The sequence below is a fragment of the Nocardia sp. NPDC058633 genome (genome assembly GCF_042717045.1).
GTDB lineage: Bacteria > Actinomycetota > Actinomycetes > Mycobacteriales > Mycobacteriaceae > Nocardia.
The window spans coordinates 176,938-202,652 of the sequence record NZ_JBHXRA010000001.1 but is presented as its reverse complement, the minus strand read 5'-3'; the positions used below and the strand labels follow the sequence as shown (position 1 = coordinate 202,652).

Annotated in this window: 22 protein-coding genes and 1 tRNA gene; 11 read left to right on the top strand and 12 right to left on the bottom strand. The window is 68.8% G+C overall.

The window, feature by feature from the left end:
- Positions 1–8 precede the first annotated feature (8 nt).
- Positions 9–2,747, top strand: a complete 2,739-nt coding sequence (locus ACFWUR_RS00920) for an ATP-binding protein (RefSeq protein WP_378899821.1) — start codon at positions 9–11, stop codon at positions 2,745–2,747.
- Positions 2,748–2,774: 27 nt separating this feature from the next.
- Here the strand turns inward: ACFWUR_RS00920 and ACFWUR_RS00915 are convergent, their stop codons facing one another.
- Positions 2,775–3,734, bottom strand: coding sequence for a DNA polymerase domain-containing protein (locus ACFWUR_RS00915; RefSeq protein WP_378899818.1), 960 nt, complete (start codon positions 3,732–3,734; stop codon positions 2,775–2,777).
- A gap of 143 nt (positions 3,735–3,877) precedes the next feature.
- Between ACFWUR_RS00915 and ACFWUR_RS00910 the strand changes: the two genes are divergently transcribed.
- The 3 genes from ACFWUR_RS00910 (at position 3,878) to ACFWUR_RS00900 (ending at position 5,844) form a co-directional block, all read left to right on the top strand.
- A tRNA-Glu gene (locus tag ACFWUR_RS00910) sits at positions 3,878–3,950 on the top strand.
- 125 nt (positions 3,951–4,075) lie between these two features.
- Complete coding sequence (locus ACFWUR_RS00905) at positions 4,076–4,681, top strand: QsdR family transcriptional regulator (RefSeq protein ID WP_378899815.1); 606 nt, start codon at positions 4,076–4,078, stop codon at positions 4,679–4,681.
- Between the two features lie 17 nt (positions 4,682–4,698).
- Positions 4,699–5,844 carry an acyl-CoA dehydrogenase family protein gene (locus ACFWUR_RS00900; RefSeq protein ID WP_378899812.1) on the top strand — a complete coding sequence of 382 codons (1,146 nt, stop codon included), beginning with the start codon at positions 4,699–4,701 and terminating at the stop codon, positions 5,842–5,844.
- Positions 5,845–5,899: 55 nt separating this feature from the next.
- On the opposite strand, the gene ACFWUR_RS00895 is transcribed toward ACFWUR_RS00900, so the two are convergent.
- From ACFWUR_RS00895 to ACFWUR_RS00860, 8 genes are all read right to left on the bottom strand, one after another.
- Positions 5,900–7,120, bottom strand: coding sequence for a cytochrome P450 (locus tag ACFWUR_RS00895; protein WP_378899809.1), 1,221 nt, complete (start codon positions 7,118–7,120; stop codon positions 5,900–5,902).
- Positions 7,117–8,370, bottom strand: coding sequence for a cytochrome P450 (locus ACFWUR_RS00890; protein ID WP_378899805.1), 1,254 nt, complete (start codon positions 8,368–8,370; stop codon positions 7,117–7,119). Before ACFWUR_RS00890 ends, ACFWUR_RS00895 begins: the two co-directional genes overlap by 4 nt.
- A complete protein-coding gene (locus ACFWUR_RS00885; protein ID WP_378899802.1) occupies positions 8,367–8,918 on the bottom strand; it encodes an ATP/GTP-binding protein in 552 nt (183 codons plus the stop codon). The genes ACFWUR_RS00890 and ACFWUR_RS00885 overlap by 4 nt, the downstream gene beginning before the upstream one ends.
- Before the next feature lie 43 nt (positions 8,919–8,961).
- Entirely contained in the window at positions 8,962–9,306 is a 345-nt protein-coding gene (locus tag ACFWUR_RS00880) for a DUF742 domain-containing protein (protein WP_378899798.1), read from the bottom strand.
- On the bottom strand, positions 9,303–9,713 hold the full coding sequence (locus tag ACFWUR_RS00875) for a roadblock/LC7 domain-containing protein (RefSeq protein WP_378899795.1): 411 nt from the start codon (positions 9,711–9,713) through the stop codon (positions 9,303–9,305). The genes ACFWUR_RS00880 and ACFWUR_RS00875 overlap by 4 nt, the downstream gene beginning before the upstream one ends.
- Positions 9,710–11,128 carry a sensor histidine kinase gene (locus ACFWUR_RS00870; protein ID WP_378899793.1) on the bottom strand — a complete coding sequence of 473 codons (1,419 nt, stop codon included), beginning with the start codon at positions 11,126–11,128 and terminating at the stop codon, positions 9,710–9,712. The genes ACFWUR_RS00875 and ACFWUR_RS00870 overlap by 4 nt, the downstream gene beginning before the upstream one ends.
- A 173-nt stretch (positions 11,129–11,301) precedes the next feature.
- A complete protein-coding gene (locus tag ACFWUR_RS00865) occupies positions 11,302–12,513 on the bottom strand; it encodes an SGNH/GDSL hydrolase family protein (RefSeq protein WP_378899790.1) in 1,212 nt (403 codons plus the stop codon).
- 156 nt (positions 12,514–12,669) lie between these two features.
- The gene (locus tag ACFWUR_RS00860) at positions 12,670–13,077 is read right to left on the bottom strand and encodes a RidA family protein (protein ID WP_378899787.1); all 408 of its coding nucleotides are present in this window, start codon (positions 13,075–13,077) and stop codon (positions 12,670–12,672) included.
- Positions 13,078–13,139: 62 nt separating this feature from the next.
- Here ACFWUR_RS00860 and ACFWUR_RS00855 point away from each other — a divergent pair, with 62 nt between their 5' ends.
- Positions 13,140–13,748, top strand: a complete 609-nt coding sequence (locus ACFWUR_RS00855) for a TetR/AcrR family transcriptional regulator (RefSeq protein ID WP_378899784.1) — start codon at positions 13,140–13,142, stop codon at positions 13,746–13,748.
- A gap of 9 nt (positions 13,749–13,757) precedes the next feature.
- Here the strand turns inward: ACFWUR_RS00855 and bla are convergent, their stop codons facing one another.
- Entirely contained in the window at positions 13,758–14,681 is a 924-nt protein-coding gene (gene bla, locus ACFWUR_RS00850) for a class A beta-lactamase (RefSeq protein WP_378899781.1), read from the bottom strand.
- 175 nt (positions 14,682–14,856) lie between these two features.
- On the opposite strand from bla, the gene ACFWUR_RS00845 reads away from it, so the two are divergent.
- From ACFWUR_RS00845 to ACFWUR_RS00835, 3 genes are read left to right on the top strand one after another with little or no spacing between them, the layout of a single operon-like run.
- Positions 14,857–15,723, top strand: a complete 867-nt coding sequence (locus ACFWUR_RS00845; RefSeq protein WP_378899778.1) for a LysR family transcriptional regulator — start codon at positions 14,857–14,859, stop codon at positions 15,721–15,723.
- The gene (locus tag ACFWUR_RS00840) at positions 15,720–16,613 is read left to right on the top strand and encodes a serine hydrolase (protein WP_378899775.1); all 894 of its coding nucleotides are present in this window, start codon (positions 15,720–15,722) and stop codon (positions 16,611–16,613) included. The genes ACFWUR_RS00845 and ACFWUR_RS00840 overlap by 4 nt, the downstream gene beginning before the upstream one ends.
- A 40-nt stretch (positions 16,614–16,653) precedes the next feature.
- Entirely contained in the window at positions 16,654–20,520 is a 3,867-nt protein-coding gene (locus ACFWUR_RS00835; protein WP_378899772.1) for an arabinosyltransferase domain-containing protein, read from the top strand.
- Between the two features lie 66 nt (positions 20,521–20,586).
- Here ACFWUR_RS00835 and ACFWUR_RS00830 read toward each other — a convergent pair whose 3' ends face one another.
- Positions 20,587–21,708: an alpha/beta hydrolase gene (locus tag ACFWUR_RS00830; RefSeq protein WP_378899769.1), complete on the bottom strand. Its 1,122-nt coding sequence runs from the start codon at positions 21,706–21,708 to the stop codon at positions 20,587–20,589.
- Positions 21,709–21,974: 266 nt separating this feature from the next.
- Between ACFWUR_RS00830 and ACFWUR_RS00825 the strand changes: the two genes are divergently transcribed.
- Positions 21,975–23,141 carry a metallophosphoesterase gene (locus ACFWUR_RS00825; RefSeq protein ID WP_378899766.1) on the top strand — a complete coding sequence of 389 codons (1,167 nt, stop codon included), beginning with the start codon at positions 21,975–21,977 and terminating at the stop codon, positions 23,139–23,141.
- Here the strand turns inward: ACFWUR_RS00825 and ACFWUR_RS00820 are convergent.
- The gene (locus tag ACFWUR_RS00820; RefSeq protein WP_378899764.1) at positions 23,122–23,829 is read right to left on the bottom strand and encodes an LppP/LprE family lipoprotein; all 708 of its coding nucleotides are present in this window, start codon (positions 23,827–23,829) and stop codon (positions 23,122–23,124) included. The genes ACFWUR_RS00825 and ACFWUR_RS00820 overlap by 20 nt on opposite strands.
- A 175-nt stretch (positions 23,830–24,004) precedes the next feature.
- Here ACFWUR_RS00820 and ACFWUR_RS00815 point away from each other — a divergent pair, with 175 nt between their 5' ends.
- Together ACFWUR_RS00815 and ACFWUR_RS00810 are read left to right on the top strand one after the other, a co-directional pair.
- Positions 24,005–24,361: a PadR family transcriptional regulator gene (locus ACFWUR_RS00815; protein ID WP_378899761.1), complete on the top strand. Its 357-nt coding sequence runs from the start codon at positions 24,005–24,007 to the stop codon at positions 24,359–24,361.
- On the top strand, positions 24,352–25,695 hold the full coding sequence (locus tag ACFWUR_RS00810; protein ID WP_378899758.1) for a permease prefix domain 1-containing protein: 1,344 nt from the start codon (positions 24,352–24,354) through the stop codon (positions 25,693–25,695). The genes ACFWUR_RS00815 and ACFWUR_RS00810 overlap by 10 nt, the downstream gene beginning before the upstream one ends.
- Positions 25,696–25,715: the final 20 nt, after the last annotated feature.

Here is a 25,715-nt window from a genome sequence, read left to right as displayed (position 1 = left end):
ATCGGGCGATGTTCGGTGAGATTTCACGGTCGGCGTTGATCGGGCGAGACCGGTATTCGGCCGTGCTGGTGGATCTGCTGGATCGAGCGGTCGCCGGAAACGGCTCGGCGATGATCCTGCGTGGGCCCGCTGGTATCGGAAAGTCGGCTCTGCTGAGTGTGATTCGGCAGGCGGCAACCGACCAGCACCTCACTGTCGTCTCCGCCGTGGGCGTCGAGAACGAAGCGGGCTTGCCTTTCGCGGCCCTGCATCAGCTCCTACGCCCCCTCCACTCGGAGATGGCCAAGCTTCCCGTTTCCCAGCAACGCTCGCTGCGCGCGGCATTCGGCCAGGAAGACGGATCGCCCGACCTGTACGCGGTGGCGTTGGCCGCGCTGCAACTGGTCGGCGAGGCCGCCGCCGTTCGACCGACCGTGCTGATCCTCGACGACCTGCAGTGGCTCGACAGCTGTAGCGCCGATGTGCTCGGCTTCCTCGCGCGCCGGATCGGCAGCGACGCGGTGCTCGTACTCGGTGCCGCCCGCACCGGATCCGAGGATTCCGCGCGACGAGCGGGGCTGCCCGAGATCACGGTCGAACCGCTCGACGAACAGGCCGCCGCCGTGCTGCTCGAGGCGCAGGCGCCCACGTTGTCGAGCACCGTGCGACAACGGCTGCTGCGCCAAGCCGACGGAAATCCGTTGGCGCTCATCGAATTACCGCGTGCGATCCGCGAGACCACGGAGCGGGTGATCGAGGATTTCCCGTTGACCGCCCGCCTCGAAGCCGCCTTCGCCACCCGGTCGGCCGAGCTCAGCGAGCCGGCCCGGACCCTGCTCGTCGTCCTCGCCGCCGATGTAGGCTGCGACGTGGGCAGGCTCCTGCGGGCGGCCACCGAACTCGCGGGCACCCCGGTCGGCACGGGGCACCTGCAGGAAGCCATCGACGCCGGCCTGGTCGAGATGGCGGGTGCGCTCCTGCGCTTCCGGCATCCACTGATGCGTTCGGCGACCTATGTCCGGGCGCCGCTGACCCAACGTCTCGGCGCGCATTCGATTCTGGCCGAGGTCCTTTCGGGTTTCCCGGACAGGCAACTCTGGCATCGTGCCGCGGCCACACTCGGGACCGACGACGCCATCGCCGCGCGGCTCGAAGACTATGCGCAGCGATCGCGAGCCTGCGGCGCCATCATGGCCGCGGTCGCCGCCCTGGACCGTGCGGCGGAGCTGTCCGAACGACCCGACCGCACCACCGCCCTACTCCTGCAGGCGGCGGAACTGGCGAGCGAGACCGGTGCGCGCCGCGAGGCCGTCGACCTGTTGGGCCGGGCCGACCTCAGCGTTCTCGGCCCGATCGAACGGGCGCGCTTGGCCGCCGTCGAGGAAGTCGTGGCCTTCCAGCGCTACGGTGACGCCGATCGTCGCATCCGGGAGCTCGTCGATATCGCCGCCGACGTGCACGCGGCGGGCAATACCGACCTGGCAGCGGGGATATTGTGGTGCGCCGCCGCACGGTGCTCGTCCCAGGACGCCGCCGAGGCTTCACGCAAATCCATTGCCGCTCAGCTGGATTCCCTTGCCCTGCCCGCACACGATCCCCGAGTGCTCGCGGTCGGCGCGCTCAGCCTGCCGTGGGAGCGCGGTGAGGAGATCCTCGAGCAACTCGAACAGCTAGAGCCCGATCGCGCCGACGCGCCCGCCCTGCGCCTGCTCGGCTACACCGCGCTGTTCCTCGGCGATTTCCGCCGGGGCACGGCGTATATCGACGACGCCGCCGCGATCAGTCGCAGCCAGGGACGACTCGGCCTGCTCTCGGGCATTCTCGGCGCCGGGAACTGGACTCGCATCTGGCTCGGCGACTGGGACCGGGTCCGCGCCGAATCCGAGGAGGCCCGCACGTTCGCCGAGGAGAGCGGCCAGGAGTTCTACGCCGCGACCGGGCGCGTCAATCTGGCGATGGTCGCCGCGTTGCGCGGCGAACCCGACCTGGCCGCCGATCATCTGCGCGCGATCGGCGCCGGCCCGCTGTCCACCGGGATGCGGTGCATCCAGATCGCCGCGCAGCAGACCCGCGGGATGCTCCTGCTGTTGGCCGGGCGCGCCGAGGACGCGTTCGCCACGCTGGCGCGGGTCTACGATCCGGCCGACCCGGTGAGCCACCCCATGCAATGCTGGTGGGTCGCCCCCGAACTCGCCGATGCCGCCGTGGCCTCCGAAAACATCGGTGTCGCAAGAGAATTCCTGGCCGACCTGCCGCTGCTGTCGAAGCGGGTCCCTACCTCGATGCTGTGCGTCGTCGACGAATACAGCCGCGCGGTACTCGCCGACGACACCGACGCCGACGCTGCCTACACCGTTGCGCTCAACGGCCATGCGGGCACCTGGCCGCTCTACCGCGCCCGACTGCAGCTCCATCACGGCCGCCGGTTGCGCCGACTGCGCCGCACCTCGGAAGCCCGCGAAGCACTGCGCGAAGCCCGCGACACCTTCGATGCCCTCGGCGCCGCCCCCTTGGCCCTGGCCGCACGCAACGAACTGCGCGCCACGGGCGAGGCCAGCACCCGCCGCTCCCCCACGGCCCGCGACCAACTCACCGCCCAGGAACTACAGATCGCCACCCTGGCCGCCGAGGGGCTCACCAACCGCCAGATCGCGGAAAAACTCTACCTGTCCCACCGCACCGTCGGCTCGCACCTCTACCGCATCTACCCTCGTCTCGGGATCACCCGCCGGGTCGAACTGGTCGGAGCCATCTCGGCGATCAGCTGAGCGGGCGGCGTCGAAACAAGGCGGCAGTCACGAGGAATCGGAGCGACGGGCACGCGCCCGACGTTTGCCTTCGTGCATAGCCTGGACGCGAGCGATCGGAATCGTGTGCCCCTCGGCGATCAGGTCCGCCGGAAGCGCCTGTGGCGCGGGCATTTCCGTAGCCCAGGGGTCGGCGTCGCCGAGCAGGCCGGGTGCGGTGCGCAGGGTGAAGTCGGCGGGGACCACCGAGTCGATGTCGTTCCAGCGCAACGGAAACGACACCGGCACACCCGGGCGGATACGCGGGCTGTAGGCGGCGATCACCGTCGCACCGCCTGCTCGCGTCGAGTCGAGAAAGACCTTGCCCTCGCGGTCCTCGCGAATGAACGCCGTGGTCCCCACGCTCGGGTCGATGCGCTCGGCCCTGGCGGCGACGGCGCGAGTCGCGGCTGCGGCGTCCTCGATCGCGACGCCCGCCTCGATCGGCACGAAAACGTGTAAGCCCTTGGCGCCACTGGTTTTCACCGCCCCCGCGAGGCCGTCGGCTTCCAGCGCTGCCCGGATCAGGTGTGCGCCCGCGGCGGCATCACGAAACGTCTGGCCCGGCGACGGATCCAGATCGAGCACCAGATGTGTCGGTCCCGCGCTGTGGTCGATCGGCAACAACAGCGGGTGATACTCCACCGCCCGCTGATTCCCGAACCAGAGCAGCGTGCGCACATCATCTCCGAGCGCGTAGGTGATCTCCCGGTGCGAACTCTCCGCCCACACCGTCGCGCGCGGCACCCATTCCGGGGTGTATTTCGGCAGGTTCTTCTGCATGAACGGTTCTTGCCCCGGACGCACCCGCACCACCGACAGCGCCCGCCCCCGCAACACCTCGACCAGGCGCTCGCCGACGAACTCGAGATAGTCGACCAGGTCCCGCTTGGTCGCCTCCGCTCCGTCGAACAACGGCTGATCGAGATTGCTCATCTCCACCCCGCCGCGCAGCTCTTTGCTGGTCATGGCCTCACTGTGCCCGGCCGGTGCGGGATGGTCAACCACTGCGCAGGGGCGCGGACTCTGGGCTCGATCACCCGTTTTGGTCGATCACCAGGTCGTCGGCTATCGTATGGTCCGCGCGGCTCACGCAAGTGAGCTGTTGTTCTGGCCCCGTCGTCTAGCGGCCTAGGACGCCGCCCTCTCAAGGCGGTAGCGCGGGTTCGAATCCCGTCGGGGCTACAACGAGAACTCCCCGGTCATTGTGACCGGGGAGTTTTTTTGTGCCCGTCTTTGTGCCCGGAGTGCAACATATTGACAGATGTTGCACAGTTCATACACTGTAGGAAACGGTGCACGGAGGTGACATGATCGAGCAGACGGCGCTGGAGAAGCGACTCCAGGACGCCGCGGCACGCCCCGATGCCGTGAGCGCGTTCCGCGCCGCGAGGGCCGTCTTCCTGGCCGGGCACCGACTAGAGATGAAGGAACTTGCCGTCGCGCTCGGGGTGAACCGGGCAACGCTGTTCCGATGGGTCGGCGGGCGCGACGAACTGCTCGCCGAGGTCATCTGGTCGGTCGCCGAGCCGACCTTGCGTCGCGCGGCGGCCGCGGCTCCGGGTCGCGGCGCCTACCGCATCGCGACGATTCTGGGCGATTTCGCGCAGGCCACCAACACCTCCGACGCCTTCCGCCAGTTCCTGTTGCGCGAACCCGAACGGGCGCTGCGACTACTCACCACGCGCGCGGGATCGGTGCAGCATCGCGTCGTCGCGATCGTGGAAGAACTTCTCGCCGAAGAGATTTCGGCGAAAAATCTCGATCCGCTGCTGCCGGTGTCGGAGTTGGCGCTGTTGCTGGTGCGGATAACCGAGACCTTCATCTACACCGATGTGATCAGCGGTGAGGAACCCGACGCGGCCAGAGTTGTCCGGGCGTCATTGGTTCTGCTGGGCGAACGGCCCGAACAGTAAGTCAGCGAAAGGACACCATGAAGCGCTCCATCTTTACCGAGGACCACGACGCCTTCCGCGCGTCGGTCGCCGAGTTCGTCAAGCGCTCGATCGAGCCGAATGCCGAACGATTCGTCGAGGAACGGGCGATCGACCGTGAAACCTGGCTCGCGGCAGGCGAAATGGGCTACCTCGGCCTCGGTGTGCCCGAGGAGTTCGGTGGCAGCGACGCGGGTGACTACCGGTTCAACGCGGTGTTCGGCGAGGAGCTGTCGAAGGCGAGCGCCGCGATCGCGTCCTCGTTCGGCATCCACTACGACGTGTGCGCGCCCTACATGGTCGAGCTCACCAACGATGAACAGAAGCAGCGCTGGCTCCCGAAGTTCTGCACCGGTGAGATCATCACGGCCATCGGCATGACCGAGCCCTCGGGCGGTTCCGACCTGGCAGCGTTGAAGACCACCGCCGTGCGCGACGGCGACGACTGGATCGTCAACGGCTCGAAGACGTTCATCACCAACGGTTTCAACGCCGACCTCGTGATCGTCGCCGCTCGCACCAGCCCGGAGAAGAAGGCCAAGGGCATCACGCTGTTCGTCATCGAAACCGGGATGGACGGCTTCACTCGCGGGCGCAAGCTCGACAAGGTCGGCCAGCCCGAATCCGATACCGCCGAACTGTTCTTCGACAATGTGCGTGTGCCCGACGCCAACCGGCTCGGCGAGGTCGACCGCGGCTTCATCGCCATGATGGAGCGGCTGCCGCAGGAACGCATCGGCGCGGCGGTCTCCAACCTCGCGCACGCCAGCGCGATCCTGGACGAAACGCTGCAATACGCCAAGGAGCGCAAGGCATTCGGACAGCAGATCGGCAGCTTCCAGTACAACAAGTTCCTTTTCGCCGAACTGGTCACCAAAGTCGAAGTGACACAGGCGTTCGTCGATCAGGGCATCGTCGCCCACGCTGCCGGTGAGCTGTCCGCGGTCGACGCGGCCAAGGCCAAGTGGTGGTCGGCGCAGGTGCAGAACGACGTGCTCGACGCGTGTGTGCAGCTGCACGGCGGCTACGGCTACATGCGTGAGTACCGGGTCGCACGGGCGTGGATGGACGCCAGGGTCACCAAGATCTGGGCGGGTTCCAACGAGATCATGAAGGAACTGATCGGCCGCGATCTGGGCCTGTAGCGCACGGATAGCGTCGCGCCCGGCGTAGGAGCCACCGGGCGCGACGCATCGCCGGTCAGCTCAGGATGATCGGCAACGCGGCCAGATCGTTCTGCGTGAGCACCGGCAGGTTGCCGATCTCACTGTCGGGCACGGCAAGTCGCAGTTTCGGAAAGCGGGCGAACAGCGCGGGCAGCGCGATCGCGGCTTCCAGCCGCGACAGCGCGGCGCCGGGGCAGATGTGCGGACCGTAGCCGAAGGCCAAGTGGCGGTTGGCGGTCGAGCGCGTCACGTCGAACTCGTCGGCGGTCTCGCCGTGCACCGTGGTGTCGCGGCCGACGGCACGGTAGGACATCACCACGCCCTCACCCTTGGCGATCACGGTGTCGCCGACGGTGATGTCCTCGGTGGCGAAACGCATCAGCAGGTGCGAGACCGGTCCGTCCCAGCGCAGCGATTCCTCGATGACCTGCTTCCACTCCACGTCCCCGGCAAGAACCTTCGCCAGCTGCTCGGGCTCGGCGAGCAACGCACGCACGGTATTGATGATCAGGCTGACGGTGGTCTCGTGTCCGGCGGCGACGAGGGCCTTGATGTTGCCGATCGCCTCTTCCTCGGTGAGCGGCTCGCCGCCCTCGTCGGCGGTGACGAACGCCGAGGTCAGATCGTCGGCCGGGTCCGCGATCTTCTGCCGGACCAGGTCGGTGAAGTACACGTCGAGGCCGCTAATCACCTCGAGGCGCTCGTCCTGTGGGGTCATCACGGAGAAGAACTTCTTGTACCACTCGAGCAGCTGCGCGTGGTCTTCGCGCGCGACGCCCATCAGGTCGCCGACCACGCGCATCGGCAGCGGGTAGGCGAAGACCTCCTTGAGGTCCACCGCGGCGCCGTCGGCGCCGGCGGCTTCGAGGTCGTCGAGCAGATCGGCGGTCAGCTGTTCGATCACCGGACGGAGCTCTTCGAGCCGCCGCGGCGCCAGTGCCTGGGCGGTCTTGAGCCGCAACCGGCGGTGCTCGGCGCCGTCGACGCTGAACATCGAACGGTCGACGAGAACCATCCCGATCAGCGGCCACTGCGTGGTCACCACGCCGTCGGCGTACAGCGACCACGCGTTGATGTCCTTGACCAGCCGGGTGTCGGTGGTCAGCTGACGGGCGAGGGCGTGATCGGTGACGGTCCAGGCGGGCACGCCGAGCAGGTCGATCCGGGTGATCGGGCCGAGTGCTCGAAGTCGGGCGGTTTCCCCGTTGAGGTCACCGACCATGGGGTCGATGGCGAAAGGGCATGGCGAACTCACGAAAAACCTCCGACGGGTCGAACTGGTGTGAAACGAACGGGCAGCGCTGTCATGCCCCGAAGGAAAGCCGAAGGTCGCCGGGTGAGTTGGTCGGCGGGTACTGCCAGGTCGACGTCGGGGAGCCGGTCGAGCAGCACCTCGATCCCGGTCCTGGCGATGATCTCCGCGATCTGCTGCGCCGGGAAGGGACAGCGATACTCGCCGTAGCTGAACGCGAAATGGGCATTGTTGCCGGTGGGTACCGAGCCGCCGTCGGTAAACGATTGGCGCACATGTGGATCGAGATTGGCGGCCGCGAGACCGAGCAGCAGGAGATCGCCCGCCCGGATCGTCTTGTCGGCGAGACGGGTGTCGCGCGCCGCCCACCGGCCCGCCAGAATCGAGGTGGGCCCCTCTTCCCAGAGCACCTCGTTCATGGCCTCACCGACACTGCGCCTGCCACCGCCGAGCGCGTTCGCGAACCGGTCGTCGGTGAGCATCAGCCGCATCGAGCTGCCGAGCCAGTCAGCGGTGGTGAGGTGACCCGCGGCGGCGATCGCCATCAGGTCGTTCATGTACTCCTCGTCGGTGAACGGCTCGGGGTCGGCCAGCATCATCGACGCCAGATCCCCGGCGGGACGGGCCCTCTTGACGGCGACGAGGCGTGCCATGTGCTCACCGAAGCGCACGTGCCCGGCCTGGGCGTCGGCGCCACCGTCGGCGAGCTGTTTCATCGCCAGGGCGAGGTCGGCGGCGTCGTCGTCGGGCAGGCCGAGGATGCGCGCCAGCGCGAGAGCGGGCAGCGGCACCGCGAACTCGGCGATCAGGTCGGCGCTGCCGCGACCGCAGAACCCGTCGACCAGCCGGTCGGCGAGTTCCTCACAGGCCCTACGCAATTCGAAGTGGTCGACCGCGTCCAGGGCGGGCTCCACCATCGCCAGATGCCTGCGGTGTTCGGCGCCGGCGGTGAAATAGATCGAGGGCATCGGGTGCCCGATCATCGGCAGCAGCGGCCAGTCCTCCGGTACCCTGCCCCACTGGTTCCACAGCGACACATCACGCGGGAACAGCAGCGGATCACTGGTCACCTGATGCAGTTCGCGATAGCCGATGATCAGCCAGGCCGGAAACCCGCCCGGCAGCTCCACCTCGACGACGGGGCCGTGATCGCGGCGCATCCGCCGGTAGACCTCGTGCGGTTCGATGTGGAACTCGGGGCCGCTCAACGGCACGGCGCCGGTCATCGGGCAGGCGCCGGTCGGGGTGCTCATGAGACGGTTTCTCCCTGTGGGACAGCGGAATACAGGTGCTCGACCAGTGCGATCAGCACCTGCTTGCTCGATTCGCGCGAGCGCGCGTCACACATCACCAGCGGCACCGCGGGATCGAGATCGAGTGCCTCACGCACCGCGTCGGGCGCATGGGAACCACCGAAGTCGTTGCAGGCGACCACGAACGGGGTGCCCTGATGTTCCAGTCGGTCGATCGCGTACCAGGAGTCACTGATCCGGCGCTGGTCCACCAGCACGATCGCGCCGAGCGCGCCCGCGAACAGGCGGTCCCACAGGAACCAGAACCGTTGCTGGCCAGGCGCTCCGAACAGATACAGCACATGTTCGTCATCGAGGGTGATACGACCGAAGTCGAAGGCGACGGTGGTGGTCGACTTGCCCGGCACACCGCTGGTGTCGTCGACGTCCGTGCCGACATCGGTCATGGTGGCCTCGGTGTCGAGTGGCCTGATCTCGCTCACCGAACGCACCAATGTCGTTTTGCCGACGCCGAATCCGCCGATGACCACGATCTTCAACCCGTGCATTGCCGTGCTGTGGAGCGGCGCTCGAGCCCGCTCGGGCACGTTCTCAGAGCTTGCGAAGTCCAACGAGCACCTTCTCGAGGGTGGAGGCATCCAGCGACATCGCCGCCGACAGCGGTGGGCGCACCGTGATCTTGCCCGCGGCGAGCAGATCCGAGAGCACCACCGTGGTCACCCCGACCGGCAGACGCAGTTCGGCCGCGATCTCCACCACGGCGGTCGGCGCCCGGCACATGTCGAGGACCGCGTACTGCTCCGAGGTCATGCCCGCGGTGGGTGCGGACTCGCTGACCACCAGGGTGACCAGGTCGAAGTCCTCGGTCGCGGGCGCTCGGCCGCCGGTCAGGGTGTAGAAGCGGTCGGGATCGTCGTCACGACCTGCCCTGGTCACTCGACCGCTCCGCGTCTGGGCTGGGCCGCCAGGTGCTCGCCGAGCTGTTCGACCAGCTCGTGCATCGTGTGCCCGACCAGCCCCGCGTCGGCGTCCTCGGCGGCGACCACCGCCAGGTGCGCGCCCCGCCCGGCCTCGACCACGAACAGGATGCCGCCGTAGAACTCGGTCATCGACTGGCGAACTCCGCCCCGCCCGTCACCGAACTCGACGGAAGCCCCGTGCGACAGGCTCTGGAATCCGGCGGCGATCGCGGCCAGCTGATCGGCGCGGTCCACATCGAGTTCCGGGGTGTGGCAGATCTTCAGGCCGTCGCCCGAGAGCAGCAGGGCGTGCCTGGCCCGGGGGGTGCGGGCGAGCAGCTTCTCGAGCAGCCAGCCGAGATTCGCGGGAGCAGTGGTGGTCATCGGTCCTCCAGTGGGTCGGGAGCCGCGGCGGCGCCGCCCGGTTCGTGGCTCGAGGTGGTGCGGCCCGGCGCGGAACGCTGGAAGGCACCGAGGGCGGTGGGCTTGGCCGGTGGCGCCTCGGCGGTGGGCGCGGCGGTCAGGCCTTCGGGGTGGACTTGGGCCAACGTGTCGCCCCTGCGACGTTTCGGCAGCGCGGGCGAAGAGGGCATGGCGCCGTCGGCCTCCGGTCGCGCGTGTTGGCCCACCGGATCACCGAAATCCATGGTGCCGGTGTCGGTCCTGCGCGGAATCGGGGTATCGAACTGGCTCAGCGTGGCGGGCTCGGCGAAGCGTGGCGGGGCCACCACGTTGCGACCGCGGCGTTCGGCGCGCGCGGTGAGCTCGCGCGGGACCACAACCACGACCGCGGTGCCCCCGATCGCCGAGGGCCGATACGACACGGTGAGTTCGTGTTTGCGCGCCAGATGCCCGACCACGGCGAGCCCGAGGCGGGTGCCCGACAGCGAGGCCAGGTCGGCGCCCTTGCCCTTGTGATCACGTCCGGTGACGGCGGCTTCGGCGCGCCGGAGCGCGGAATCGCTCATGATCAGGCCGCTGTCCTCGATCGTGATCACCACGCCCGCGGGCACTTCCGCGGCGTACACGTGCACCTCGGTGGTGGGTGGGGAGAAGTTGCACGCGTTGTCGAGAAGTTCGGCGAGGGTGTGCATCACGCCTTCGGCGGCGTGCCCCGCGACACCGATCTCGGCGATCGCGCGCAACCGCACCCGCTGGTAGCCGGCGACGCGACCCATCGCGCCGCGCAGAATCGATTCCATCGCGATCGGTTTCGCCCACCGGCGTCCGGTGCGCGCACCCGAGAGCACCGCGATGCTGTCGGCCAGGCGTCCCGCCTGCGCGGTGCGGTGGTCGATGTGGAGCAGATCGGTGAGCACCCTGGGGTCGGCGTGGCGGTGTTCCATCTCGCGCAGCTCGGCCAGCATCGAGGTGGTCATCGCCTGGATGCGGCCCGCAGCACCGGCGAACGCGGCCAGCGCCGCCGCGCCGCGTCGCGCCGCCTCCTGGGCTTCCCACGCGTACGCGGCGGTGTGCTCGTCGGCCTGGGTCAGCCGCGCGCTCGCCTCGGCGACCGTGGCGGCCAGTTGCTGTTCGGCCCGCTCGGCGGCGGCCGTACTCGCGCGTGCCTGTGCGCGTTGCCGTAGCGCGAACCAGACCGCGGGGCAACCGAACAGCGCCGCGGCGACCGCGGCGGCCAGTACCGGGATGCCGATGGACGGGGGCGCGAACACCGCGGTCACCGCGGCGATCGCGATCACCGCCACCCCGGCGCCGAGCACCACGGATCCGGCGCTGTCACCGGACTCCGCCGGCGCGGCTGCTGATTGCGCCATCGGCAGTGCTTCCGCAGTACTCACAGGCCCCCTGCCCTCATGGTCGATCAAACACGCAGCAAGGCAGCCTGTTTCGTAATGGAAGTCGAGCATATCGAGCCCCCGCCCGACCTGCCACTCGACCGATCAGGGTTCACCGGACGTTGGGATACGGGTCAGCATCCGGCCTGGTCATGACGGGTCGGGCGAGACCGTGCTCACGCGGTGAGAGCCGGTGCGATGACCACGGCCATGGCGCGATAGCCGGAATCATTGGGGTGCAGGTGATCACCGCTGTCGAACGCGTCGGCGAGCCGAGTTCGATCATCGGGCGCGGCCAGTGCTTGTTCGAGGTCGACAATCTTGTCGAAGGCGCCCGACTCCCGTATCCAATTGTTCACCTCGCTACGCAGGCGCTCCTTCTCGGGTGAGAAATACGTCGACCCGGCGAACGGCAAGATCGTCGCACCGACGATGCGCACACCCCGCGCTCGTGCCTGACTGATCAATTCGCGGTATCCGGCGATGAGTTGATCGGTCGACACTCGCGGATACACAATCCCGTCCGGGCCCGCGCTGCCCGACAGGCCGATGTCGTTGATGCCGATCAGGACGACGGCGGTGCCGACGCCCGGTTGTTCGAGAACGTCGCGGCGGAACCGGGCCAGCGCGCTGTCGCCGAGCACGGTCGAGTCGGTGAGCAGCCGGTTGCCACTGATTCCGGCATTGACCACCGGCCCGTGGTGGCCCGCCGCCGCGAGTTGGTCGGGATAGCGCTGGTCGGCGTCGAGGGTGGAGCGGTAGCCGTCGGTGAGCGAATCACCGAAGGCCACGGTGACGTGTCCCGCGTTCGGTGACAGGGTGTCGACGCCGGCCAGGTAGTACCAGGACTGGGAGGTTTCGGTGAAGGGTGCTGCCGACGGTTCGGCGGCGTGATCGCCGTGTGCCCGGTAGGTGGTGGCAAGCGCCTGTCCGTGCTGGGTCGCCGGGCCGGTGGGTTGCGCGAAGTAGAGGGTCACCGCGAGCGAGGCCCCCACGCTTTGCACTGCGTCGCTGGTCATCTCAGCGCCCGGGGCGATCACGAAGTCGGAGCGACCACCAACGGTCAACGCCCGCACCGATTCCGCGACGACGCCGGCTCCGCCGGCGCTTTCCGCGACCGTCGCCGCCGAGACGGGCAAGGGGTATTCGCCGTACCGGTTCGACAGCCGAACCCGGACCTGCGGGCCCTGCTGCGACAGGCGGATCACCTGTCGCACAGTCTGATCAGAGAAGCCCAGCGCGGACCAGTTCTGATAGATCGGGTACTGCACAGAGGTCGCCCAGGCACTCGACCACGACGTTTCGGTGTCTCGCACACCGAACGCCACCAGGGCCAGCGCGGCCGCGGCAGCTATGGGCGCGGCGAGCCGGCGCAGACGCTTCGTCACCGGAGCGACCATGTCATGCCGAAAGTAGTGCGGGCGTCGGGAACTTCGTCACTGCAATGGGTTCCGTCTCGTCAGGGAGTGAAGACACCTATTCTGGAGACGGCGTCCGCACTGCCCGGCGAGCCCTCGCTCCCCGGGCGTGGCACCGCGCGTGCTTCATTCCAGCACGGCCGTCGCCTCGACCTCGACGAGCAGATCCGGCTCACCGAGCGCGGCCACCCCGATCAATGTGATCGGCTTGACGGGATCGACGCCGAGCTTCGCCGCGGCCCTCGCGACACCTTCACCGAGCAGCGGGTACTTGTCCGCGTTCCAGTCGACGACATAGACGGTCAGTTTCGCGACATCGTCGAACGAACCACCGATCGCCCCGAGCGCGGTGCCGATATTGAGGTACGCCTGCTCGACCTGCGCGGCGAAGTCTCCCGCGCCGACCGGGTTTCCCTCACCGTCGCGCGCGACCTGCCCGGCCAGGAAGACCAGCCGCGACCCGGTCGCGATCGAGAGTTGCCGGTACACCTCCGGCTTGGGCAGCCCGTCCGGATTCACCAGTTGCACAGCCATGTCTTCTCCCGTCATCGGAGGGTTCCGATCAATAACATAGCAGTGATATGTAATCTTGCGCTATGGCCAGAACCAAGAATCCCGCAGTGCGGTCGATGCTGATCGAACGGGCGGCGCACATGGTGGCCACCCGCGAGCCCGTCACCTTGCGCGGCCTGGTCGCGGGCACCGAGGTCTCCACCATGGCGGTGTACACCTATTTCGACGGCATGGACGGCCTGTGGCGCGCAGTCCGTCAGGAGGGTTTCACCCGCCTCGCCCTGCGCCTACGCGAGGTGCCGAGCACCGACGACCCGGTCACCGACCTGGCTGCACTCGGCAGCGCGTATCTGTCCAATGCCATGGCCAACCCGGACCTGTACCGGCTGATGTTCGAGGCGGGCTTCGATCTCGAAGACGCCGAGGCCGCCGACGCCACCCTGCACCGCCTCGTCGTCGCTGTGGAGTCCGCTCGAACCACCGGCCGATTCCGCGCCGACACCGACCCGCTCGACCTGGCGACCCAGAGCTGGGCCATCGGCCACGGACTGGCGGGCCTCGTCGCCACCGGGCCGCTCCCCCCGGCGACCCTCGACTTCGGAATCCCGATGCTCACCGCTCTTTTCGTCGCCGCCGGTGATGAACCGCATCGGTGCGCGCGGTCGGTGTCGTCGGGGTGGCGGCTGGACTGAGCGACGAGGTCAACCGCAATTCAGCTCGCCTACAGCACTTTTCGTTGCCTCGGCGACGAGTTCGTTGGACGGGTCGGCGTTCTGGTCGGGCTTGGTGGTGAGAACGGCCAGGACGACAGGCGCACGACCGGGCGGCCAGGCGACGGCTACGTCGAGGGCGGAGCCGTAGGCCGGGGTGCCTGTTTTGTCGCCGACGATCCAGTCCGCGGGCAAGCCGGCCTTGATGCGTTCGGCACCGGTCTTGCCGGCCTTCAGCCACGTGGCGAGCTGGACACGCTCGGGCTCGGGCAGAGCGGTACCGACGACGAGGGCGCGGTAGTTCGCGACGAGCGCGGCGGCGGTCGTGGTGTCGCGTTCGTCGCCGGGGATCGCGGTGTTGAGTTCGGGTTCCCAGCGATCCAGCCGCGACACGGTGTCGCCGAGGGTACGCAGGAAGGCGGTGAATCCTTCCGGGCCGCCGAGTAATCGGAGCAACATATTTCCGGCGGTGTTGTCGGACAGGGTGATCGCCGCATCGCAGAGCGCGGTGACCGTCATACCGGTGTCGATGTGCTTCGCCGTCTCCGGTGAGTTCACGACGATGTCGGCAGCGGTGTAGTGGATGACCTGATCGAAGTAGCCGGTGGACAGCGGATGTGCCTGCAGGAGAGCGCCGCACGCCAAGCCCTTGAAGGTCGATGCCATCGGGAAGCGTTCGCCCGCGCGGTAGTCGACGCTCGCGCCGCTGCCGGTGTCGACCACCGAGAGGCCGAGTCGAGCACCGTATTTCGCCTCCAGGTCGGCGAACGGAGCGGTGGCGAGCGCGGTCGTCGAAGTGGTCGGTGCCGGTGCGGCATCGTTGCTCGAGCAGGCGGTGAGGGTCGCGGCCGATATCGCCAGTGCGAGGGCGGCTATCCGGGTCCGCAGGCGGGGTGTCGGTATGGAGGAAGTCACCGGTGCACCACATCATCGCGGACCGTTTCCGGGCCAATATCGGACAGTGGCCTGGACGAGTCCGACACGATATGACCGCAGGTCAGCGGGGTGAGAACGGGGCGGATACCGATCCCGACCAGCTCGTCGCACCGGATCGGCCGAGTCGCGGCAGGTGCGCTGGTTCAATGGCGGTATGGATCTGATCCGCCACCTCCGATTCTTCGTCTCCGTCGCGGACGAGGGCCATTTCGGGCGGGCGGCAGCGGCGCTCGACATGACCCAACCGCCCCTGTCGCAGGGGTTGCGTCGCCTCGAACAGCATCTCGACGTCGAACTCATCCGCCGCACCAGCCAGGGCGCGCTGCTCACGACCGCGGGCAGGCACCTGCTGCCGCGCGCCCGGCTGCTCGTCGACGACGCCGACCGGTTGCTCGCCGAGTCACAGCGGATCGCCCAGCTCAGCGGCACCGTGCGGTTCGCGGCGACGAGCGCGCTGCCCGATCGCCTGGTCGCCGCGTGTGTCACGAGTCTGCGCGCGGCGGGCGGCAGCGTGGCGACGACGTTGGGTACGACCGTCGATCTCGTCGCCGAGGTGCGGACGGGTGTGTGCGATGTGGCGGTGATCGAACATCCAGCGCTGGTCGACGGCGTGGAGGCCGGGCCGGTGATGAAGCTGCCGCGCTGGCTGGTGGTGCCCACCGACCATCGCACCACCACCGCCGAAAGGCCGACGTTCCCGATGCTGGCCGGACTGCATTTCGCGCACCCACCGCGCGCGGCGAACCCGCCCGCCTTCGACGCCATCCTCGACCTGCTGCGCGAACGCGGACTCGACGCCGTGCCGCTCGCGGCTCCCGACGACAGGGCGGTGCTGGCCGCCGTCGCCGCGGGCACCAGTTTCGGTATCAGCGCCGCACCACCGACACCGACGCCGGGAGTGGCCTGGCTGACGTTGGCGCCGCAGTCGATCGCCGTGCGGGTCAGGGTGATTCGCCGGGCCGATGCCGGCGCGCACGCCGAGGCGTTGGATCGGGTGCTCTACCGGGAGCGACTGCGATGAGCACGTCGGCGACCGCCCGGATTCGTGCCGTGTTCGCGGACGCGGGCTGTTCCGGTTGGCTCCACGCCCGCCGCTGCGACGGCACCCCCGGCGAGGTTTCGGTCGGCGGGCACGACCGCGTGGTGATCGCGTCGGTCTACAAGCTGCTGCTGCTGGCAGCGTTCTTACGACAGGTCGACCGCGGCGGAATCGACCCCGCGGGCCGGCTCACCATCGACCCCGCCGACTGCACGCCGGGCCCCACCGGCATCGCGGCACTGCACGATCCGGTCACGCTGAGCCGCCGCGATCTGGCGACCTCGATGATGACGGTGTCCGACAATGCCGCCGCCGACGTGTTGCTCGGCGAGGTCGGCCTGGTCGCGGTGGTCGAGCTCGCGCAGGAACTCGATCTGACCGATACCCGCATCATCGGCGGCACGGCCGACCAACATCGCAGCCTGGTCCGCGATACCGATACCCACAGCACCGCGGAGGCTTTCGCCGCGCTGGCCGACAACGACGAGGCGTGGACCGTCTCCGCCTACGACCCCTCCTACGCCAGCGCGACGACACCCGAACAGATGACCCGATTCCTGTGGAAGCTGTGGTCGGGCGACATCTTGTCCACGGCGAGCACCGATTTCGCGCGCGCGGTGATGAGCAAACAGGTCTGGCCGCACCGTGTCGCCGCCGGATTCCCGCATCGCGGTGTGCTCGTCGCGGGCAAGACCGGCACCATCGGCGTGATCCGCAACGAAGTAGCCGTCATCGAGTTCCCCGGCGAAACACCGGTGGCGGTGGCGGTGTTCACCCGTGCCGCCCGTGCCGACCCGATGCTGCCGGTGGTCGATGCCGCGATCGGCGAGGCGGCACGGATCGCGGTCACCGAACTGCGCCGTCCACGCTGAGGCGACAACGACCGAACGACCATGGCTAGCATCATCGGTTGTGGGTGGAGATTCTTCCGGCTTCGGCCGAATGCAGAAAATCGGGATCGTGGCGGGGGCGCTGGCGGTAGCACTGGCGGTGGCGACTCCGTTGCTGCCGGTTCAGCAGCAGCGCGCGAGCCTGGATTGGCCACAGCCGCAGTCGATGCAACTCAGCGCGCCGCTCGTAAACTACGTGCCGCTGTCGCTCGATGTGCGCATCCCGTGTACGGCGTTGCGCGATATGACCGGTGGGACAGTCCTTTCCACGGTTCCCGCTCAGGCGCCGCGAGCCGGTTCGAAGGGCTTGGTCGCACGGATCGAGGACCGGCCGGGAGGCGACCGGGCGCTGTCCGTCGTCCTCCGCGACAAGCTGCTGTTGAGCGCGTCGATCGCGGACATCGCGGGAGCCGATGCGACACCAGCGGGCACTCCCGGCTCCGAAGCCGAGGGCCGCCCCGACAGGCAACCTCCACCCGCTGGGGCCAACCCACCCAACGGCGCCCAGTCCCCCGCCGGCCCTCCCCCCTCGGGCACGGTTCCGCCGAACGGGCCGAGCGGAGTGCCGCCGTCGTCTACGAAGCCGCCATCCGGACCGGGCACTGTGCCCGCGAATACGAGCGATGCTCGATGCGGTGCGTTGACGGTGGTTTCCACGGCATCGAGCACGACCGCCGAGCTCACCGGCATGGCCCGGGCCGACGGGTCACCGACGAAGACGACCGTCGACGCGGACATGCGGCCGCAGGTGGTCGGGGTCTATACCGAACTGGATCGTGGACGGATGGGAGACGCGCGGCTGCATGCCGAGATCGATGCGCGGTTCTCGTCGAGTCCCACCGGCTGGAAGCTGGCCGCGATCATCGGGGCGGTGTTGTGTGCGCTGCTCGCGTTGATCTGCCTGCACCGCAGCGACACTCGTGACGGTCGACGCTCCCGGCGCATCCTTCCCGCGCGCTGGTGGCGATTCACCGGCATCGACGCGGCGGTCGCGGGCACCTTGGCCGTCTGGCATGTGATCGGCGCCAACAGCTCCGACGACGGCTACATCCTGACGATGGCGCGCGCGTCGAGGGAAGCCGGCTACACCGCCAATTACTACCGGTGGTTCCAGGTCGCCGAGGCGCCGTTCGGATGGCCGTACGAGGTGCTCGCGCAGCTGACCCGGGTCAGTGAGACCGGACTGTGGATGCGGTTGCCCGCGCTGCTCGCCGGGTTCGCGTGCTGGCTGGTGCTCAGCCGGGAAGTGCTGCCGCGCCTGGGTTCGGGCGTGAGTTCGCACCGAGTCGCGCGTGGGACCGCGGCGCTGGTTTTCCTCTCGATCTGGCTGCCCTACAACAACGGACTGCGCCCCGAACCCCTGATCGCGGTCGGCGCGCTGCTCACCTGGTGCTCGATGGAGCGGGCGATCGCCACCCGCCGCCTGCTGCCCGCCGCCGTCGCGGTGCTGATCGCCGCGTTCTCCCTCGCCGCCGGCCCCACCGGATTGATCTGCGTGGCAGCACTGTTGGCCGGTTCCCGACCGGTACTGCGGACGATCATCGCCCGTGCCACACCTGATTCGGGCGCCGACGCGAGCGCTCGCGGAGCCGTATTCCTCCGCTACACCGCACTCGTGGCCCCGATCGTCGCCGCGGGCACGCTGGTGCTGGTCGTCGTCTTCGCCGATCAAACGTTGTCGACCGTGCTCGAAGCCACCCGTGTCCGCCAACTCGTCGGCCCCGACATGTCCTGGTTCGAGGAACGCACCCGTTGGGATTCGCTGCTGTCGGTCAACCCGGACGGTTCCCTGGCCCGCCGCTTCGGCGTCCTCGCCATGCTCGTGTGCCTGGCCGTCGGCATCGCCGCGACCCTGCGCGGTGGCCGCATCCCGGCGACCGCCCGTGGCCCGGTCACCCGGATGCTCGCTGTCGTGTTCATGGCGCTGCTGCTGATGATGTTCACCCCCACCAAGTGGACCCACCACTTCGGTGTCTACGCGGGCCTGGCGGCCGCACTCGCCGCGATCACCGCGGTCGCCCTGGCCCGCACCCGGCTCGGGTACCCGCGAACCCTGTTCGCGGCCGCCGTGTTGTTCCTGCTCGCCGTGAGCTTCACCGGTTCCAACGGCTGGTGGTACGTCTCCGGTTACGGAGTCCCCTGGCCCGACCGCGCCCCCACCATCGGCGGCGTCGCGGTATCGACCGCATTCCTCGCCGCGACGGCCGCGGCCCTCGTCGTCGCACTGTGCCAGTACTACCGCGCGCCCTTCGCCACCACAGTGAGTGGTCACGACGATGTCGGCACCCACGGCAACGGCGCTCGCGGTGCCGACGGCGCGGTCCTCGATCCACCCGACAACGGTGACCGGGCCGGCCTCGGCGGTGACCCCGAGGTGGGTGCCGACAGTGGCCGCCTGCTCGATCGTGGCCGCGTGGGCGCTGGTGGCGGCCGTGGCGTCGGCCGACGCCGCCGCCGGGTCCCCGCGGTCGCGCCACTGACCGTCGCCGCGGCGGCGATGGTGGTGTTCGAAGTGGGATCGCTCGCTTCGGCGGCGATCGCGCAATATCCGGCCTACTCGGTCGGACTGTCGAATCTGCGTGCCTTGGCGGGCGACCGGTGCGCGATGGCGGACGACGTTCTCGTCGAGACGAATACCGCGGGCTCGTTGCTCACCCCGTACAGCGGCCGTGTCGCCGACGGGCTGGCTGCCGAGAACACCGGCTTCACCCCGAACGGAATCGGCAGCCTCGCCCCCGACCCCGGACCCGGCCAATCCTCCGCCCCACCTTCGGGCTCGGGGCCTGGTCCCAGCGGCAGCGCGGGCCCGGGTGGAGGCGCGCCCGGCGGCGCGGGCCCCAGCACAGGCCTCCCAGGCGGCGCGGGCCCCGGCCCAGGCATGCAAGGCGGCGCGAGCCCCGCAGGCTCTGCACCTGGTGGGGGCGGGTTTCCCGGTGGTACGAGCGGTGCGCCGGGCGGCGCACCGAGCGGCTCCGCACCAGGCGGTGCCAACGGGGCGCCGCCGAGCGGTCCGAACGCGGGGCCACCGGGCGCACCGGGCACTTCCGGACCCGCGGTGACCGGCGTGAACGGCAGCACGATGGCCTTGCCGTTCGGGCTCGCTCCGGAACGCACACCGGTGCTCGGTAGTTACTCGACCGGTGAGCCGCGGCGAACACAATTGACGACCCAGTGGTACCGAATGGATCTCGCTGCCGTACAACAGGACACGGCGTACCGGGTGTTGATCCTGACGGTCGCCGGGCGGATCGAGTCCACCGCCCCCGACGGCTCGCGCATGCCGGGGCAGCGGCTGCGGGTGGAGTTCGCGCGCCGCTCCGACGACGGAACCATCACCGCTCTGGGCGATATGGCCCCGCCGACGGTCGGCGGAGCACCCGGCTGGCGCAATATCCCAGTAGCCCTGGATCGAATTCCAGCAGAGACCAACGCCATTCGACTGTCCGCCGACGCGAGCGAGCCCGATCCCCTGCAGTGGCTCGCGCTCACCCCGCCCCGCTTGCCGAAACTGTCGAGCCTGCACACCGTCGTCGGCAGCGCCGATCCGGTGCTCGCGGATTGGCATGTGGGACTGGCCTTCTCGTGCCAGCGACCGTTCGATCATCGCCACGGTGTCGCGGAGATGCCGATCTGGCGGATCCAGCCCGACAAGCTCAACGCACAGGTCTCCGAGACCTGGCAGGGCGACACCGGCGGCGGACCGCTCGGCTGGACCGGCCTGCTCATGCAATCGCGCACCATCCCCGCCTACCTGGCCGACGACTGGACCCGCGACTGGGGCGAACTCCAACGCCTCACCCGCACGGTCGCCGCACCTCCCGCCGAGATCGCCGTCCACACCGAAACCCGCTGGGGCCTGACCGACGACACCCCGATCAAGACCAGCTGAGCGCCCCGAAACGCGAACCGCCGCTACCCGAAGCATGGGTAGCGGCGGTTTCATTTGCGTCGGAGGCTACTTCGGCGGCTCGCCGCCGGCGGGCGGACCACCGGCCGGAGGTCCACCAGCGGGCGGTGCACCACCGGCGGGGGGCGTCGCACCCGCGGGCAGGGGCTTGCCGATATTGCGGGCCATGTCCGGCATCAGGCGGATGGCGACCTGTTCCCAGGTCCCCCAGTTGTGGATGCCGATGTCGGGGAAGTCGTAGCTGACGTTCTCGTAACCCAGTGCGGTCACGCGCTTTTCGAACGATCGGGTGTTGGCCAGAGCGATCGCTTCCAGCGGCATGCCCTGGGTGATCGCGTCGATCGAGGACAGGTCCTGGTCGGCGGGCTTGGCGCTGCCCGCGGAGACATAGAGGCGGGTGTTGTTGGCGATCAGCTTCTCGACGAAGCCGTAAGGGTCCATCCGGCGCCATTTCTCGCTGCCCGCGGGCGCCATCGCCTCGATGTTGTAGCCACCGCTGGCGATCATCGCCCCGCCGAGCGCCTCACGCATGCCGGGCATCGACATGTGCAGGTAGCCCGACAGCGATCCCGCGTAGGTGAACTGCTCCGGGTAGTAGGCCGCCATCAACATCGCCGCGCTACCACCACTGGACAGGCCGACCACCCCGTTGCGGGTCGAGCTGAAGCCGAGCCGCGACTTCATCGCCTCCGGGAGCGTCTTCGTGATGAAGGTTTCCCACCGGTAGGTGGTGGTCTTGCCCTGGGTGTCCTCCCAGCCGCCGATCGCCGAACCGGAGTCCGCGCTGGGCAGCATCGACCCGTCGGGGTTGACGCCGAAGAAGTTGCTCGGCTGCTCCCAGTCGGCGTAGAAGCTGGACTGCCCGCCGACCGGCATCACGACGTTGATGTTGAACTTCGCCATCTGCGCCGGGATGGTGGTGTGCTTCTCCCAGCCGTTCAGGTCGTTTTCGGCGCGTTCACCGTCGAGCAGGTAGACCACCCGATCGGTGTTGCCGTCGGCCGCGCGAATGATCCTGGTGTTGATCTCGCCCATCGACGTATCCACCCGGAAGTCGATCGCGGACGGGTCGGCGTCGGCGGCCGCGGGCGCTACCGAAGCGCCGAACGGCAGCACCGCCACCGCGGCACCTGCGACAACCCGCCGAAATAGCTTGTTTACCCCACGCATGATCGATGTTCCGGCCTTCCCATCTGTGCGGCATCGCCGCTTCCCCACTCGACCCGCCGCGGTGCGAAACCTGCGCGCGGGGCCCTGCCGGGCAGCATAGCGCGCCCCTGATCCCCGGGGAACATCGAATTGCGCAGTGCGGCAGCTCGGTTCGCGCGCGTGCCCGCAACTGCGGATTCTCGGCGCAGGGGCGCCCGGACGGAGCGCTACCCTGGGAGGTCGATTCGTGGCCGCGCCCGGCCGCCCCTGCCGAGAACGGGACCGCCGTGAAGATCGCCGTACGCCTGATGATGTTGTCGCTGGTCCTCGCCTTGCTGTTCGGGGTGCCCTGGTGGACGTTGGTCTCGGCGCCGACCGGTGGCAACGGGACCCTGTTCTGGGTCGGGACGGGTATCTGTGTGGCCGCTCTCGTGTGCCTGCCGTTCACGATGTTCCTCGGGCACGGGCCCGCGCAGTCCGATCCGGCGGTGATCGTCGGCGACACCCTGCTCGGGGTCCTGTGGGTGGTCTTCTCCTGGTCGGTGATCGGAGTGTTCGTGCGTGGCGCGCTGGCCGTCGGTGGGATCGACGGTGCGCGAATCGTGGCGGCGGGGGTGCTGGTCACGTCGGCGGCGCTGGTCGGCTGGGGTGTGTACGAGGCGCGCCGGGTGCCGCGGGTGCGCACGGTCGATGTCGCGATTCGCGGACTGGCGCAGGGGCTCGACGGGTTGCGGGTCGTGGTCGTCACCGACACCCACTACGCGGCGCTGAATCGGCGGCGCTGGTCGGAGCGCGTGGTCGAGGTGGTCAACGCCCAGCGGCCCGATATCGCCTGTCATGCCGGCGATCTCGCCGACGGTTCGGTCGCGAAACGCCAGGCTCAGGTCGATCCGCTCGGCAAGGTCGAAGCGTCGCTCGGCCGGTTCTACATCACCGGCAATCACGAGTACTTCGGCGACGCGCAGGGCTGGATCGACTACATGGCCGCACTCGGCTGGCAACCGCTGCACAACCAGCACAAAGTCCTCACCCGCGACGGCGACCGGCTCGTCGTCGCCGGCATCGACGACCCGACCGGCGTCGGTTTGCCCGGTCACGGCCCTGATCTGCCCGCCGCACTCGCGGATGCCGACCCCGCGCTGCCGGTCGTGCTGCTCGCCCACCAGCCCAAACAGATCGCCGACAGCGCCGCGGCGGGCGTCGCGCTACAGATCTCCGGTCACACCCACGGCGGGCAGATCTGGCCCTTCCACTACCTCGTCCGGCTCGATCAGCCGGTGGTCGCGGGCCTGAGCCGCCACGCGAACAACACCCAGCTCTACACCAGCCGCGGCACCGGCTTCTGGGGTCCGCAACTGCGGGTGTTCGCGCCGAGTGAGATCACGGTGCTGGTGCTGCGTCCGGAGCCCTCCGGCTCGGGCGTCTCGCCCGGGATCAGCGGTGAGGTCGGGTGACCTCCGACGGCAGCGGCCCACTCATCACGACACTCGAACCGGTCCACGAGTAGGTGATCGTGGCCGGCCCGCCCTGCGGTGTGGCGAACGGCTCGTCGGCGGCCAGCCACCGGTACTCGGCCGTGACGGCGGTGCTACTCGAACCCACGACGGTGGTGAAGGCATAAGGCTCTGAAGTGCCTGTGCCCAAGTATTTTCCGTCGTGGAAGAACAGCAGGTGAATCGGCGCCCCCGCCGAGTTGCCGCCGATGGCGCGCACCCACAGCAGTTCCCCACAGTTGCCCGGCTGATCGGCCGAGGCCTGCCCGGCGACCCAGCTTCCGCCGAGGCTCGCGAGGGCATTGCGAACACCCGCCGAGGACGTATCGATGCAGCGACCCGGCCCACTGATGTCGTCGCCGGGGGCGGGCGAGGCGCTGTCGGGAGCCGGGACCACCGTGGGAGCCTGTGTGACGGGCGGTGTTTCGGGCTCCGGTGCGATGGTGGCGCCGGGCTGTGGCGCGGACGTCCGCTCGGGCGCGGTGGCCCCGGGAGCCTGCGTGCCCGGCGCGGGCGCACTGGTCGACGATGGGGTCGCCGGCGCGCGGGACGTCGAAGTAGCTGTCCCTGAACCACTCTCGTCAGTGCAGCCTGCGACCAGCGCCGCGGCGACGGCGATCAGCGCACCCATCCGAACTGCATTCTTCATGGTTCCTCGATTCTGTGTCCCCTACGCGCTGTAGCGCGTATGTGCACACTTCATCGGGGCCCTCGACACGGTCGTTAGGCGATTCAACGAAATCCTCACCCTAGGGTGCGACATCCACACCCATATACCTAGATCTGCTAGGTTATGACATAGATCTTCTAGGTATAGGAGTGTCATGCGCATAGACAAAGACCTGGTGGCAGCCTCGGCGACGCCGCTGGTGCTGGGAATCCTGGCCGAGGGCGAGTCGTACGGCTACGCCATCCTCGAGCAGGTCAACCAGCTCTCACGGGGGCGAATGCAATGGACCGACGGGATGCTGTACCCGCTGTTGCACCGCTTGGAGCGACTCGGGCACGTGTCGTCGACGTGGCGGGTGTCCGAGGGCGGACGCCGACGCAAGCACTACCTGATCACCGATTCGGGTCGCGCAGCACTGGCCGAACGACAGGCGCAGTGGAGCGTGGTCGCCGAGGCGCTGGAGCAGGTCTGGCGCGGTGCCACCGCACCCACGACGAAGGGATGGGCGTGATGGAAACCGAGCTGCAAGCCCATATCGACCAGTGGCGCGGATACGTCCAGCGTCATCACGCCATTTCCCTCGCCGATGTCGACGAAATGGAAGACCATCTGCGCGAACAGATCTCGACCTTGCAGGCCGGGGGCCTGTCGGGCGAGGAGGCCTTCCTCGTCGCGGTCAAGCGGATGGGCAGCATGGACGCGATCTCGCGCGAGTTCGCCCGCGAGCATTCCGAAAGACTGTGGAAGCAGCTGGTTCTGGTGCCCGAGGAGTCCGAGAGCGGTGCGAACAATCGCGAACTGCTGGTGGTTCTCGTACTCGCCGTCGGGGCGGCGTTCACGATGAAGGCGGGCTTCACCTGGCTCGACGGATCCGCTGTGGCCCGCAACCTCAGCCTGTTCGTATTACCCTTCCTCGCAGGCTATTTCGCCTGGAAGCGGCAGGTTTCCGTGCGGGTGGCAACGGTGTTGCTCGTCCCGTTCGTGCTCACCGCGCTCGTCCTGAACCTCTCTCCGTTCGAGCCCGAGGGCGCGACCGAGATCATCGCCGCGATCCACGCACCGATCCTGCTGTGGTTGGTGGTCGGCCTGGCGTACGCGGGCGGTGACTGGCGATCCGGGCGGCGTCGGATGGATTTCATCCGGTTCACCGGGGAATGGTTCGTCTACCTGACATTGCTGGCGCTCGGCGGCGGCGTGCTGGTGGGACTCACGGTCGGCGCGTTCGGGACGCTCGACTTCGACATCGAGCCGGTGATCGAGGACTGGGTGCTGCCCTTCGGCGCCGCGGGCGCGGTGATCGTCGCCGCCTGGCTGGTCGAGGCCAAACAGAACGTCGTGGAGAACATCGCGCCGGTGCTCACACGGGTGTTCACCCCGCTCACCATCGTCATGCTGTTCGCGCTGCTCGCCGCCCTCGCGACCACCCACAGCCTGACCGCCGTCGATCGCGATCTGCTCATCCTGATGGACCTGATCCTCGTGCTGGTCCTCGGCCTGCTCCTCTACACGATCTCGGCCCGCGACCCACTGACCCCGCCCGGCCTCTTCGATCGCCTGCAACTGCTCCTGGTGGTCGCCGCGCTGGCAGTCGACGTGGTGATGCTGGCCGCGATGCTCACCCGCATCGCCGAATTCGGCTCCACCCCGAACAAGGTGGTGGCCCTGGGCCTGAATGTGGTGCTGCTGGTGAACCTGACGTGGTCGGGCCACCTCGGTCTCGGATTCCTGCGTGGCAGGCGAACCTTCGCCGCCCTGGAACGCTGGCAGACCGACTACCTGCCGGTGTACGGCGTGTGGGCCGCGGTCGTGATCGTCGCCATCCCGCCGTCGTTCGACTTCGGCTGAGTCGGCGACCGGATAAAACC